The organism is uncultured Campylobacter sp. (assembly GCF_905373215.1).
Lineage (GTDB): Bacteria > Campylobacterota > Campylobacteria > Campylobacterales > Campylobacteraceae > Campylobacter_B.
In genome coordinates, this window is record NZ_CAJPRT010000021.1 from 1 (window position 1) to 13,233 (window position 13,233).

Annotated in this window: 16 protein-coding genes; 8 read left to right on the forward strand and 8 right to left on the reverse strand. The window is 49.0% G+C overall.

The window, feature by feature from the left end:
- The first annotated feature begins 375 nt into the window (after nucleotides 1-375).
- The 4 genes from QZ176_RS08565 (at nucleotide 376) to QZ176_RS08580 (ending at nucleotide 2,336) form a co-directional block, all read left to right on the forward strand.
- Nucleotides 376-1,095 carry a CorA family divalent cation transporter gene (locus tag QZ176_RS08565; RefSeq protein ID WP_295152833.1) on the forward strand — a complete coding sequence of 240 codons (720 nt, stop codon included), beginning with the start codon at nucleotides 376-378 and terminating at the stop codon, nucleotides 1,093-1,095.
- Between the two features lie 17 nt (nucleotides 1,096-1,112).
- Nucleotides 1,113-1,526 carry a hypothetical protein gene (locus QZ176_RS08570; protein WP_295152835.1) on the forward strand — a complete coding sequence of 138 codons (414 nt, stop codon included), beginning with the start codon at nucleotides 1,113-1,115 and terminating at the stop codon, nucleotides 1,524-1,526.
- A 44-nt stretch (nucleotides 1,527-1,570) separates the two neighbouring features.
- A complete protein-coding gene (locus QZ176_RS08575) occupies nucleotides 1,571-1,780 on the forward strand; it encodes a hypothetical protein (RefSeq protein ID WP_295152837.1) in 210 nt (69 codons plus the stop codon).
- A gap of 280 nt (nucleotides 1,781-2,060) precedes the next feature.
- Nucleotides 2,061-2,336 (forward strand): MGMT family protein, encoded by a 276-nt coding sequence (locus QZ176_RS08580; RefSeq protein WP_295152839.1) that lies wholly within the window; start codon nucleotides 2,061-2,063, stop codon nucleotides 2,334-2,336.
- A gap of 696 nt (nucleotides 2,337-3,032) precedes the next feature.
- On the opposite strand, the gene QZ176_RS08585 is transcribed toward QZ176_RS08580, so the two are convergent.
- The gene (locus QZ176_RS08585) at nucleotides 3,033-3,377 is read right to left on the reverse strand and encodes an MGMT family protein (protein WP_295152841.1); all 345 of its coding nucleotides are present in this window, start codon (nucleotides 3,375-3,377) and stop codon (nucleotides 3,033-3,035) included.
- A 224-nt stretch (nucleotides 3,378-3,601) separates the two neighbouring features.
- Between QZ176_RS08585 and pepE the strand changes: the two genes are divergently transcribed.
- From pepE to QZ176_RS08600, 3 genes are all read left to right on the forward strand, one after another.
- Nucleotides 3,602-4,435 (forward strand): dipeptidase PepE, encoded by an 834-nt coding sequence (pepE, locus tag QZ176_RS08590; RefSeq protein ID WP_295152842.1) that lies wholly within the window; start codon nucleotides 3,602-3,604, stop codon nucleotides 4,433-4,435.
- 524 nt (nucleotides 4,436-4,959) lie between these two features.
- Entirely contained in the window at nucleotides 4,960-5,178 is a 219-nt protein-coding gene (locus QZ176_RS08595; RefSeq protein WP_295152844.1) for a hypothetical protein, read from the forward strand.
- Between the two features lie 110 nt (nucleotides 5,179-5,288).
- Nucleotides 5,289-5,465 (forward strand): hypothetical protein, encoded by a 177-nt coding sequence (locus QZ176_RS08600; RefSeq protein ID WP_295152845.1) that lies wholly within the window; start codon nucleotides 5,289-5,291, stop codon nucleotides 5,463-5,465.
- A gap of 78 nt (nucleotides 5,466-5,543) precedes the next feature.
- Here QZ176_RS08600 and QZ176_RS08605 read toward each other — a convergent pair whose 3' ends face one another.
- Nucleotides 5,544-6,125, reverse strand: coding sequence for a nitroreductase family protein (locus QZ176_RS08605; RefSeq protein ID WP_295152847.1), 582 nt, complete (start codon nucleotides 6,123-6,125; stop codon nucleotides 5,544-5,546).
- 75 nt (nucleotides 6,126-6,200) lie between these two features.
- Nucleotides 6,201-6,743, reverse strand: a complete 543-nt coding sequence (locus QZ176_RS08610; RefSeq protein ID WP_295152849.1) for a glutathione peroxidase — start codon at nucleotides 6,741-6,743, stop codon at nucleotides 6,201-6,203.
- A 363-nt stretch (nucleotides 6,744-7,106) separates the two neighbouring features.
- On the opposite strand from QZ176_RS08610, the gene QZ176_RS08615 reads away from it, so the two are divergent.
- The gene (locus tag QZ176_RS08615; protein ID WP_295152851.1) at nucleotides 7,107-7,850 is read left to right on the forward strand and encodes a DUF4272 domain-containing protein; all 744 of its coding nucleotides are present in this window, start codon (nucleotides 7,107-7,109) and stop codon (nucleotides 7,848-7,850) included.
- A gap of 750 nt (nucleotides 7,851-8,600) precedes the next feature.
- Here QZ176_RS08615 and tpx read toward each other — a convergent pair.
- The 5 genes from tpx to QZ176_RS08640 form a co-directional block, all read right to left on the reverse strand.
- Nucleotides 8,601-9,131, reverse strand: coding sequence for a thiol peroxidase (gene tpx / locus QZ176_RS08620; protein WP_295152853.1), 531 nt, complete (start codon nucleotides 9,129-9,131; stop codon nucleotides 8,601-8,603).
- A 624-nt stretch (nucleotides 9,132-9,755) separates the two neighbouring features.
- Nucleotides 9,756-11,831: an elongation factor G gene (gene fusA / locus QZ176_RS08625; RefSeq protein ID WP_005872609.1), complete on the reverse strand. Its 2,076-nt coding sequence runs from the start codon at nucleotides 11,829-11,831 to the stop codon at nucleotides 9,756-9,758.
- A 9-nt stretch (nucleotides 11,832-11,840) separates the two neighbouring features.
- Nucleotides 11,841-12,311, reverse strand: coding sequence for a 30S ribosomal protein S7 (gene rpsG / locus QZ176_RS08630; RefSeq protein WP_177386837.1), 471 nt, complete (start codon nucleotides 12,309-12,311; stop codon nucleotides 11,841-11,843).
- 69 nt (nucleotides 12,312-12,380) lie between these two features.
- Complete coding sequence (gene rpsL, locus QZ176_RS08635; protein ID WP_291939381.1) at nucleotides 12,381-12,755, reverse strand: 30S ribosomal protein S12; 375 nt, start codon at nucleotides 12,753-12,755, stop codon at nucleotides 12,381-12,383.
- Between the two features lie 83 nt (nucleotides 12,756-12,838).
- Nucleotides 12,839-13,228 carry a DoxX family protein gene (locus QZ176_RS08640; RefSeq protein ID WP_295152858.1) on the reverse strand — a complete coding sequence of 130 codons (390 nt, stop codon included), beginning with the start codon at nucleotides 13,226-13,228 and terminating at the stop codon, nucleotides 12,839-12,841.
- Between the last annotated feature and the right edge of the window lie 5 nt (nucleotides 13,229-13,233).

A 13,233-nucleotide genomic window follows, 5' to 3' on the forward strand; every position in this document is an offset into this window, starting at 1 on the left:
TCTGCGTGTTTTATGCGTGATGTTCTTGTAAGGGGGCGGCGCTCAGAGTTGCGAGGCGCGCCCGCCCCCTTACCAACCCCCACCCGCGCGACGCTAGCGGTGCGGACTGCGTCCGCGTTAAATTTGAATTGCGACTGCGTCGCATAAAATCTCACCAATAATAAAATTCTTTCGTGCTTAAAATTTTAAAATTCCAAGCGCAAAAGAATTTTGAAATTCCAAATACGATAAAATTTAAATGGCGGCGGAATTTTAGAATTCCTATTAGTGGCGAAATTTCGGAATTCTGATCGGCAACATAATTTCAAAATTCCGTAAATTTGAGCGAAATTCTGAAATTTCGTAAATTTAAAACGATTGAATAAGGAGGTCTCATTGAACCCGATTACCGAAAAGCGCAGCGTTTCGGGCTATTACTACGCCGAGGATCGCGAGTATGTGTACTTCGTGACGGACGCGCCGCGCGAGCAAAACTACCGCTTTATTTTCGACGCGGGCGCAATCTATTTGCAAGAGGGTGCCGCCGAGGTGCGGCTTAGCAGCGAGGCGGAGTTTTTCGCGGTCGTCAAAAAGATCCTCGCGCAGTACCGCGATAAAATTTTAGAGCACTCCGCAGAGCTTGAGAATTACGAAAAAATCTACACGCGCCGCGGCGATTTTTCAAAATTTATGAAAAAGCACTCGATCCTAAAATATGAAATCCGCAAATTTCAAAACAAAATTTCGCATTTTTACGAGGCGCTGCTCATCTGCGCAAACGAGCAAGCACCCCTTAAAAAGCGACTGAAAAACTACGCCTACGAAGCGGGCGTTTTCAAAGGCGTGATGAGCGAATACGCCGTCAGGATCGAGGATATCTATCAGTTCATCCAAGGCCTCAAAAACGACAAAATTAGCCGCAACATCTACATTCTCACGATCATCTCGTCGCTGCTTTTGCCGCTAAATTTCATTACGAGCTTTTTCGGGATGAACACGACGGGGCTGTTTTTAAGCGGCTCGGCGCACGGCACGCTCATCGTGACGCTTGTAATGTGCGTGATTTTCGCAGCGATGCTCGGCTTTTTTATGCTCTACGTCAAAAAACGAAACTAAAGCGGAGGGGTTAAATTTTGAATAAAAACGAGCTAAAAAATATCCTAGGCGGATACTTCGGAAGGGAAATTGCGGGCGATTTTAGAGTGCTGAAAGAGCATGAGATCGCGCACTACAACGACGCGGCAAAATTTCCTTTTGAGGGTGATAGCGGACTGCTGCGCGAGTTTTGTATCTTTGCAGATAGCGGCACCGGCGATCTTTGGTTGCTAAGCTCTGACGGCGAGATCGCTTTTTACGACCATGATTTGGAGTTTTTGTCCGAGGCAAATTTGAAAAAATTCGATCTAAATCTTGCGGGCTGGTTTGAGATAGCGGAGCTTTTTGCTAAATTCGAAGCCCTTGACGAACCGAACGCCTCGCAAAAGGCGGAGTTTGAACAAAGCGTAGCTAAAATCTGCCCGCAAATTTTAGAAATTTGGGAAATTTAGGCGCTGCTTGCGGCGCTAAATTTAATCGCAAAACAGGAGCAACGATGAAATTTATCGCATATTACGACTCGCCGCTTGGCAAAATCACGCTCGCGGGCGATAAGGCGGGCTTTGCGGGCTGTGGTTCGAGGGCGAGAAATACTGCGCGCACGCTCTCGCGGCAAGCGGCGCGGATAAAAAGCGGGGTAGCGCCGATCTGCTCGCAAAAGAGCAGCGCGCCGCGAGCGAAACACAGCGCGATTTTGCGGCGCTGAAAAAGAATGATACTGCGGCAGAAGCGGCAAGCAGCGCAGATGAAAAGTACAACGCGAGCGATTTTGTGGCTCAAAGTGTGGGTGAAAAATCTCGCGCGACCAATCTTTCGGCGCAAGGCGCGAGCGGAAATTTTTGCGCAAACGAGCAAAGCGGGTACTTCGAGGAGAAAAACCTAGCCGTTTTTGATTAAACTAGGCGTTGGCTCGATCTATATTTTAGCGGACGAGGCCGAGTTTTACGCCCGCTCTAAATCCAGCGGGTTCGGCGTTTAGGCGCGCCGTGTGGGAAATTTTGCTTAAAATTCCTTACGGAAAAACCACGACCTACGGGCAGATCGCGCGCGAGATCGCCGCAGCACGCGGGCTAGCGAAGATGTCCGCGCAAGCCGTGGGGCACAACGAAATCTCGATAATCATCCCCTGCCACCGCGTCGTAGGCACGCACGGTAGCCTCACGGGCTACGCGGGCGGCATCGATAGGAAAATAAAGCTGCTGCAGCCAGGGGACGTCGATATGCGAGGGTTTTTCACGCCCCCAAATAGCACCGCGCCGTAAAAATGCAATTTAAGCGGCTGTTAGCGCGCCCAAGGTCTAAATAGCTAGCCGGATAGCAAAGCCGCGCAAGATAAGGCCTGCCGCCAAAAGGACGATAAGCGTTGCGAGCCGTATCGCAAATGAGCCTAGCTGCGCCGCCGAAACGGAGCCCCGTGCGAAACTCAAATCGGCGCACCGCAAAACGTCCCGCACCGATGCGCTCATGGAGCGGATTGAACAAATTTTAAAATTTCGCCGCTTTTCTCCGCTTCCCGCAGAAGCCGCATCGATTTAAAATTTTAACGCGCCGAGGACGGACAGATCGGCCGCTACAAAATTTGCGATAACCAAAATCTACAAGCGGCGTCGAAACGGGCGCGACAAAGCTTGCGGTGAAAAAACCAATAGGCGGCCTCGCGCCTGCTTCGTAAAATTGCGGCGGGGCCGATTGCCTAGGAGCCCGCTTGAATTAGCGTTTTAAACCGCCGCACAAAAAAGATGAAATTCTATCTTTTCGCGCATGATGATTTGCGCCGCACTTACAAGCAAATAAAGCTCGCAGGCTCTTAGCGATCGGCAACGCTGCCGCTACGCCGCTTAAACCTGCGCGGATCTAAAATTTTATAAATTAAAATTCCATGCCGCGGACAATTCAAAATTTCGCGCTTCGAATGATCCGTAAATTCCGCACCGCACAGGGGCAATAAAATTCCATGCCTAACACTCCCAGCGGTGTTTTTTCATATCGACGCGCTCGCCTCTAAATTCCACGCCTTCGGCCTCTAGCAGTTCGCGCTGAGCCGCAAAGCTCGCCGCCAAAGCGCCCGCGTGATTTACGACGCGGTGACACGGATAGTCGCCGTAGAGCTCCGCCTGCGAAAGCACGCGCCCCACGAGCCGCGAGTGAGCGGGCAGCCCGATCAGGCGCGCGATCTGTCCGTAGCTAGCGACCCTGCCCGCGGGGATCTCCTCCACGACCGATAAAATTTCATAGATCAAATTTTGCGTCAAAACCATGGCGCGATTATACTCTTTCGCGTTTAAATTTAGGCGAAATTTCACTAAATTTAACCTCGTGTCGGCGCCATGAATTTCATTAAATTTAGCCGCGCTTTTAAAATTTTACAGCGCGGCGTCTCGTCGAATTTCGAAATTTAATAGCTTTAAAATTTTACCTTGCCGAGACCTGCGCGCAAGCGAAATTTAAACCGAATATTCAGCCCCTCTTTATATGTAAAGGAATATAATTTCAAAACAGATATCAACTTTGATTTAAAGGAGAAAAGATGCAAAATCAAAGACGAAACCTACTAAAGGTAGCCGCTTTGGCGGCGGGCGCTGCGATGCTCGGTACGAGCGAACTGGCTGCGAGCGAAAAGGCGTTTAAGCTCTCTAAGCGCGATCATAGCAAGCAAAGAGCGCTGCTGCTCTCAAGCTCGGGCTACAAGGACACGAAGTATCTATCGCACGCGGTGGCGTGGATCGGTAAATTTGCGCAGGAGAACAGCCTCGCGGGCAAAAAGATCGTTTTCATCCCTTACGCGAGCCTACGCAGGAGCTACGACGAATATGAAAAGCGCGTCAAAGAGGCGCTTGCGAGCTTAAATTTAAACATAGTCGGCGTCCATCACGCTAAAAACGCCGCGAAGGAGGTCGCGAGCGCGGATTGCATATTCGTAGGCGGCGGCAACACCTTCAAGCTCGTGCACGATATGTACGAAAACGAGCTCATCGCTCTGATTAGCAAAATGGTCGAGGACGGCACGCCGTATATCGGCTGGAGCGCGGGCTCGAACGTCGCGGGCGCTACGATGATGACGACGAACGATATGCCGATCATCGAGCCTGAGTCGTTTAATACCTTCAATATTTTCCCGCACCAGATCAATCCGCACTTCATCTCGGGCAAGCCTGCGGGGCACAACGGCGAGAGCAGAGAGGAGAGACTGGAGGAATTTTTGATCGCTAATCAAAAATCGACCGTTTATGCGATGCCGGAGGGTACGGCGTTTTGGCTTGAAGGCGATAAGGCGACCGTGCTTGGACCTGCTGCGGTGCTAAAGATGAATTATAAACAAAAGGTTAAGTTGATCGAGCCGGGTAGCTCGTTTAAGTATTGATCGCACCCGCTCAAATTTAACCAAGAGGTGCGCCAGACGGCACCGCTAGTTTGAATACGCGAATCGTTAAATTTTAATTGCGGCGCTCGGCTAAATTCGGGCGCCGCTTTTAAATTTACGCGGTAAAGCGCGCTTTGCTTATGCGGACGCGCGATCAAAAGATAAGCATCGATTTAAAGCGGCACGCGACCCCTGAAGCCATAAAGAGTAAAATTTAAAAGAGGAGATAAAATGCCCCGCGCCCACTTTCTTATGCCGCTCGGCGATTTTATTCCGTATATCGCAGACATCCTTGCCGGCTGCGGCGGGACGGTATATTTGTAAAAAAGAAGCGCCTATGGCGCCACCAAAACCGGTTCGAGTAACCGCCGAAACTTAACCGATCTAAGGCAAAGCTTAAAATTTTTATATCGCTGGAATCGCCGCAAGAGTCCGAATTGCCTGCAAAGGTATTTTACGACGATATGTATCGAAGCATCATAGAAGGTGCGGGCGAGCAGAGACGCAAGAAGCCATAGAGATGATTGCGCTGCGGCTCGTCGCAAAAAATCCGGGCGAGGCTACTTGGGAAAATTTTTTCCGCAATCAAAGATAAACTGGGAAACGACGAAGCGATCGGTCGCGGGCTTGGCTGCGGCGCTTCTTTTTACAAAGATTATTTTTACGCGAAGCGCTGCGCTGACGGTAAAATTTTAAAATTTGATCCAAACGACGACAAACTGCCGAATATTACGACGCTGTAAACGGGCGGCATCGCTAGCGCGAGCAAAGGCGGCGCTTACGCAAAAAAAGCGCTGCTTGAATCACGCGCGGCTTTAGAATTTAATCGTTTTCCCGTTTAAACGGCTTGATTATGCAAGAAAAGACGGCATCGCTCGCGCAAGGGCGTCCATATAAGCAAAAATCGCTCCGCCGCATCGTAAGCCGCACGATCTCAAAGCCGCCTTCACCGCCGCTAGTTTGCGCCGCTTGCCGCAGACGGCTCGCAAAGGGTTATAAATTTAAAATACCTGCGAATTTAAGCGTTTAGCCACTATGAACGTATCCACTCAGACGCCACACTAGGCTTCGTTGCAGGCGCAAATTTAAACGGCAGGGCACAAGCAAATTAAATATAGCTAACCTTATAATGATCGCAGCTAGGCTTACGCTCCTCGCATTTAGCGTCGCTTTTACCGATCGCAAGCGAGCAAAGCGGCGAGTATCCCTCGGGAATGCCCGCACGAGCTGCGAGAATAGGCTCGTCAAAAAGCGTAACGACGACTGTATTTATCGGGCACGAGGCAAGCTCAAGCGAGGTTGCGCGAAGCTGCATATTTTGCATCACAGAGCCCATTGCCCAGTAAATCCCGCGGTGTAGGTTTTCAAGCTTGGCGCCTTCGCATTCCTTCGGCAGTTCCGTCGCGAGTTTACCCGAAAGCAAGATAAGAACGGGTGCGCCGTAAAGCGTAGTTTTAGTTTTCATCCCCATGTTTTCAAGCATTTTTCCGAATTTCTTAACGGCCGCCGCATCAAGCTCGCGCAAAAGATCTTTGTCCGTAATAACGCTTATGTGAGCGTCCTTAGTGGTAAAAAGAGCGGGCGCCAGATACGCTGCCTCCAAAATCGCCTGGATTTCCTCTTTTGACGGGACTTCGGCGTTAAATTCGCGCACGCTTCGACGCTTTTTCATAGCTTCGAGTAGTTGCATTTTCTCTCCTTAAATTTGATTTTATATTTCAGGCTCGCCGCGCTTTACTCAAGCGTCCGCGAGCAGCCGTTTAACCTAGTACTTTTTCACGCACGCTTTTATCTGTTCAAAGCTAGCCGTCGGCTCAAATCTCGCTACGACTTCGCCGTTTCTATTAACTACGAATTTCGTAAAATTCCATTTCACGCCGTCGCCTTCTAAAATTTCGGGGAAGTTGCTTTTTAGCGATTCTTCAAGTTTTGCACTTAACGGATGGGCTGCATCAAAGCCTTTAAATCCCTGTTTTGAAGTTAGAAATTTAAACAGCTCTATCGCACTCTCGCCGCGCACGTCGCCTTTTTTAAATAGCTCAAACGTTACGCCAAAATTTAGCTTGCAATTTTGCTCTATCGTCTCGTCGTCGTCGGGTTCCTGATGAGCGAAATTATCGCTAGGAAAGCCCAATACGCAAAGCCCCTTGTCTTTAAACTCCTGATTTAGCGCCTCAAGCTCCTCGTATTGGTTCGTAAAGCCGCATTTGCTGGCCGTATTTGCGATGAGCAACACTTTGCCGCGGTACTCGCTCATAGATTTTTGCTCGCCTCTGCCTGTAGTTACGTTAATGTCGTAGATTTGCATTTTTTCTCCTTTGTGGCATTTCGCCTTAAAATTTTGGATGGATTTTAGCAAGCGAATGTGTTCTCAGTGTATCCTTTTGCGATTTTAAAAATTTATCTGCCGTCCCATTCGCCGCTCCTGCATTAAATTTAGCGAATTTTACCATAATTCGGCCGCCTCCTTGCGGCAAGAACGATCCTTTTTGATCGGCTCATTACGAGCACGGACGAGCCTGTGCGCCGCATAAATTCGTAGCGTAGCGTGAAATTTCCGTCCGATTGCAAAGCTTGGGTTTGAGCTTAAATTTAAAAATCCGCCCCGCCGTCGTAAGCTAAAATTTTGCGCGATTGTTTTAAAATACGTTTAAAATTTTAAGGAAAGCTCATGGCATTTTCGGATTTTTTTAAAAAAGGCGGCAAAAATAGCGCAAACGCCGCAAAGATCGGCAAGACCGCGCAGGAGCGCAAGGATATAAGCATCGAAATTTTAAAATCGCAGGGCGTGCCGTATATAGATCATCTGCCGCTGCGATACGAGACGGACGAGGTCGCCCCGCGCGAAAAGGACGAAGTCATCGCCCGCGCGATCTGTTCTTACGCGGCGATAATGTGCGCCTGCTCGATCAGAGACGAGGGCAAGCTCGCGGATGAGGGTAAGCAGGGCGCGCAGGGTTTTCTTACGAACCGCTACGGCTGCATAGACAAGCTTACGCGCATGGAGCGCCGCGTCACGCAGGGCGAGGCAAGCCGCGACGAGGCCGTAAATATGGGCTGGAAATACGAGTCGCTGTGGGCGCTGATGTGGGCCATGGGGCTCGTGGAGGAGCTTAGCTTTCCGAGCGAGATCTGCGACTGCGCCTTTGTGATGGACACCTTTAGCGGCGGCGATTTTTCGGCGCGCGTGAAGCTACGCGATACGGATGAAATTTTACAGGTACTCGATCTCATCTACCGCTACCACTGGGCGTGCGTAAATGCCCGCGTACACGGCTCAGACTGCGCGGGGCTTGATGAAGGGGTCGTGATGGAGAGGCGCGGCGGGCTAGAGTGGATGTGCTGCAAGGGGGACGAGAATGATGATCCGGCAGACGAATACAATGCGTGGGATTATCCGGACTTGAACACCTAGCAACCCTTTTTTCCTTTATACGTTGTTGGAAATTTCGCCGAATTTCAGTCACGTATTATAATATACGCTCCTTCATTCGGCTCATTTCCGCCTCGTCTAAAGAAAAAAATACTGCGCCTTATCTTTGTGCGCGCTGTCTTATTTTGCTATACGTCGTGGCGTCTAAAATTTGCTCGGTCACGTATTGCATATACGCTCCCATTCGAATTTCATCCGCGCCTCGTCTAGCTTCGCAATACTGCCGCCTGTATTCTTTTGCTCAAAATTAAATTCGCCGAGATTTCGTGAAAAATACTTTACCTTATTTCCGTGGAGCGGTATTTTCTCGCACTACTTTTAGTTGCCTTAAAATTTTACTCGGTCGCCGCCCATACGGTAATTTCCATCGTAAAATTTTAAGTCGCTCGGTCTGGCCTCGCGATACTATCGCCTGTGTTTTGCGCTAAAATTTAACCTCGATCACGCGCTGTTTTTTCTAAATCCAAAATATTTGCCGACGGATAAAAAAGCATACCGAATATGAGATAAATTTATAAATTGATTGGAGATGGAATTTTAAAATTCTATTGCGAACTGCGCAAGAAATATCGCAAACGCGATCCGCTGAAATTCAGACGTAGCCTGCTAAATTTCAGGGCGCCGTGGAATTTTAGAATTTAAAGTTGCGGGCGAGCAAGGCGCCCGTCCGCGTATTTTAAGCCCGCTAAATTTAAGCGAGCGAACGTCTGCACCGCAAACCCAAAAATTGCATCAGCCCTGCGTCGCAGCGCTTCCGCTCGCAAACGCCGCCGCATTCAGCGCCGCGTCGTAATCGGGCTCATCTACGATGTCGTCCGTGATCTGCTTGTAGGCGATCTTGCCTGCCGTGTCCACGACGAAAACCGCGCGGCACGTTAGCCCCGCAAGCGCGCCGTCTGCGATCAGCACGCCGTATGCGCGCGCAAACTCCTTATCGCGAAAATCGCTTAGAGCGCGTAAATTTTTGATCCCCTCGGTCGAACAAAATCTGCCCGCGGCAAATGGCAGATCCATCGAGATCACGAAAACCTCGGTATTTTTTATGCTCGCGGCGCGCTCGTTAAATTTGCGCGTCTCGGTCGCGCACACGTCCGTATCCAGGGACGGCACGGCGATGATGACCTGCGCCTTGCCCGTGCCGCCGCCGACTTTGACCTCGCTAAGATCGGCCGCGACCAGACTAACCACAGGCGCCTTATCTCCAAGCTTAAGCTCGCTGCCCGAAAGACCGACGCTTACGCCTTGCAATTTGGTTTGTTGCATGATTTTCCTTTGTTTTGAAATTTAAAACGGGCGCATTATAGCCCGCGAAAGCAAACGCCTACTAAATCCGAAAACAGGCGAGCTCGGGCGTCGGCTCGGCCGATATGAGCGGCGCGTAGATCGCTATGCGAAGATGAAATTTTACGGCGCAAAGCGGCGGCACAATTAAAGTACTCCGAGAATACCGCTACTCGCATAAAGCACTGATGGTCGCGATCCGATATAGGTCTATGATAGTTGTACTCCGCCTTAAGGCTGCACCGAAGGTAAAATTTCGCCCTGCTTACGCGATCTGCTTGCAGCGATTTTGTCCGTGAATGTAAATCAAAGCGATAGCGCCGCACGCGCTTTATCTGAGAATGAATAAATCTCTAGTAAAACGATAGGCGCGGCATCATGAGCGCGCTTTAAGTTATGTTTTGAATTTTTAAATTTAATTGAAATTTTTTGATCTAAATTTGCGACCGGCAGGAGTTAAACTTATGAGTTGAAATTTTATTTGAAGCTAGAGCGTGAGTTAAAATTTCGGCTCGTGAAGTAGGTTAAATTTAAGTGCTGTTTTAAAATTTAAAAAAGCGCCGGGGTTGGCGATAAAGTTATCGCCGCACCCTAGCGCTCGTTAAATTAGCCGTTGCGCTTTTTGATGATCTCTTCGCCGACATTCTTAGGAACCTCGTCGTAGTGATCAAATTCCATCGAATAGGTCGCGCGACCCTGTGTCTGAGAGCGCAGATCGGTCGAGTAACCGAACATCTCCGAAAGCGGGCAAAATGCGTCGATGATCTTGTTGCCGCCGCGTTCGCTCATATTATTGACCTGTCCGCGGCGTTTGTTTAGATCGCCGATGACGTCGCCCATATACTCCTCGGGAGTTTCTACCTCAACCTTCATCATAGGCTCCAAGATCACGGCACCCGCTTTTCTAGCGCCCTCTTTAAAGCCCATAGAAGCGGCGAGTTTAAACGCCATTTCGGAGCTATCGACTTCGTGGTAGCTTCCGTCATAGACCGTTACGCGCACGTCCTCGACCGGATATCCCGCCAAAACGCCGTTTTGCATCGCCTCTTGGCAGCCCTTATCGACTGCGGGGATGTATTCTTTAGGAATCGCGCCGCCTTTGATATCGTTTACGAACTCATATCCGGTGCCAGGCTCCAAAGGCTCTAGGCGCAAAAATACGTGACCGTATTGACCGCGACCGCCCGACTGCTTGGCGTATTTGTACTCCTGCTCGACCGTTTTGCGGATAGTCTCGCGATATGCGACCTGCGGCTGTCCGACCTCGGCCTCGACTTTAAATTCTCTAAGCATTCTATCTACGATGATCTCGAGGTGTAGCTCGCCCATTCCCGAAATGATCGTCTGTCCGCTCTCTTCGTCGGTCGCAACCCTGAAGCTCGGATCTTCTTGTGCCAATTTTTGAAGTGCGATACCCATTTTTTCTTGATCGGCTTTGGTTTTAGGCTCTACCGCTACGCTGATAACGGGATCAGGAAATTCCATACGCTCTAAAATTACTTTATCTTTTTCGCTAGCTAGAGTATCGCCCGTAAGGGTATCTTTCAGACCCACAACGGCGCCGATCTCGCCCGCATATAGCTCTTTGATCTCTTCGCGTTTATTTGAGTGCATTCTTAGCAAGCGGCCGATGCGCTCTTTTTTACCCTTGCCGGTATTTACGACGTAGCTACCGCTTTCCAAAACACCGCGATATACGCGCACGAAAGTAAGCTGTCCTACGAACGGATCGGTCATAATCTTAAATCCAAGACCCGCGAACTCGCCCTCGTCGGTAGAGCTTACGTGAACCTCGCTACCGTCCTCATACTGGCCCTTAATCGCAGGCACTTCATCAGGCGCAGGTAGATAATCTACGACCGCATCTAGCAAAGGCTGCACGCCTTTATTTTTAAACGCGGTGCCGCATAGCATAGGAAAAAAGCTTAGGCTTAAGCAGCCTTTCTTGATGCCCTTTTTAATCTCTTCTACGCTTAGCTCTTCGCCGTTAAAATACTTCTCCATCAAAGCTTCATCAGTCTCTGCTACCGCCTCAATCATCTTATCGCGATACTCTTGCGCTTTTTCTCGTAATTCAGCAGGAATTTCAACGATCTCGGGAGCAGAAGGACCCTTGCTATCATCCCAAACGAGCGCCTTCATAGTAACCAAATCGATAACGCCCTTAAAATCATCCTCTGCGCCGATCGGAATTTGAATCGGAACAGGATGGGCTTTGAGCCTATCTTTTACCTGCTGTTCGACATTATAAAAATTTGCGCCTACGCGGTCCATCTTATTTACGAAAATGATGCGCGGAACATGGTATTTATTCGCTTGGCGCCAAACGGTCTCACTTTGAGGCTGAACGCCGCCTACAGAGCAAAATACTGCTACCGCACCATCTAAAACGCGCATCGAGCGCTCGACTTCGATAGTAAAGTCAACGTGACCCGGGGTGTCGATCAAATTTATCTGATGATTATTCCAAAAGCAGGTAGTTGCCGCAGACGTGATCGTAATGCCACGCTCGCGCTCCTGCTCCATCCAGTCCATAGTGGCGGCACCCTCGTGGACCTCGCCAATCTTATGGCTCATACCGGTAAAAAATAGAATTCTTTCGCTTGTAGTGGTCTTTCCGGCATCGATGTGAGCGGCAATACCGATGTTTCTAACCATATGTAAAGGGGTTTTTCTTGCCATAATGCCCTCCTACCAACGATAATGCGCGAAAGCTTTGTTGGCTTCTGCCATCTTGTAGGTGTCTTCTTTCTTTTTAAATGAAGAGCCTTTAGAATTTGCGGCGTCCATAAGCTCGTAAGCCAGGCGCTCTATCATCGTGCGCTCGCTTCTTTTTCTCGCAAAGGAGATAATCCAGCGAATAGCCAAAGCCTGCTGTCGAGCTGGCCTGACCTCGATCGGAACCTGATAAGTTGCACCGCCTACACGACGAGATTTTACCTCCATCAAAGGCTTAACGTTATCGATGGCATCGTTAAAAATTTCGATGCCTTTCTTCTCACCGCCTTTATTGTCGATGAAATTTAAAGCGCCGTACATAATCTCGGTAGCGACGCTCTTTTTGCCGTCGAACATAAGCGAATTAATAAATTTTGTGATTACCTTGCTGTCATAAATCGGATCAGGCATAACTTCCCTAACGGGAGCTTTTCTTCTTCTCATTTTATTCCTTCAAATTTTAAAATTTTACTCAAACTCGGCAAAACCTAGTACCGGTCTGTTTCGGCTAAACTATTTTTTAGGTCGTTTAGCACCGTATTTTGATCTTGCAACGGTTCGTTTCGCAACGCCTGCAGTATCGAGTGCACCGCGGACGATGTGGTATTTAACGCCCGGTAGGTCCTTTACGCGACCGCCGCGAACTAGCACGATGGAGTGCTCTTGTAGATTGTGACCTTCACCGCCGATATAGCTGATGACTTCAAATCCGCTAGTAAGCCTTACTTTGGCAACTTTACGAAGCGCAGAGTTTGGTTTTTTAGGGGTCGTGGTATAGACCTTAGTGCAAACTCCTCTTCGTTGAGGGCAATTCTTTAGCGCCGGAGACTTCGATTTCTCGGTAAGCTTCTTGCGCTCTTTTCTGACCAATTGATTTATGGTTGGCACATCTTTCCTTTCACAAAAATTTATTCAAAAAGATTTGGATTATACTTTGTTTAAACTTACAGAAACGTAAATTTAACTAAATTTTAATCTCTAATCAGTACAAACTCTCCGCCACCGCAGATCACTAAGCAGATCGCAGCAGAAAGATACAGATATACGATTTCCAGCTCAAATCCACCCACGCCGGTAAGCGCGCTCAACGGAGCGTGTAGGACATATATTATCATGAGCACGTTTGCAATCACAAGTAAAGCGCCTATACGGCAAAATACGCCTATGATTATCATCGCTGGCGCCAGCACCTCGCCTACGTATGCACCGTAAGCCACTAAATCCGGAATTCCTCTGGCTACCAACATCGATTTTACGCCGTCTATGCCGTGAGTAAGCTTAAAAATTCCGTGCATTAAAAGGCAAATTCCAAGCCCCAACCTAATAAATAAAAGACCGAAATTTATGTTGATCATATTCATGCTTT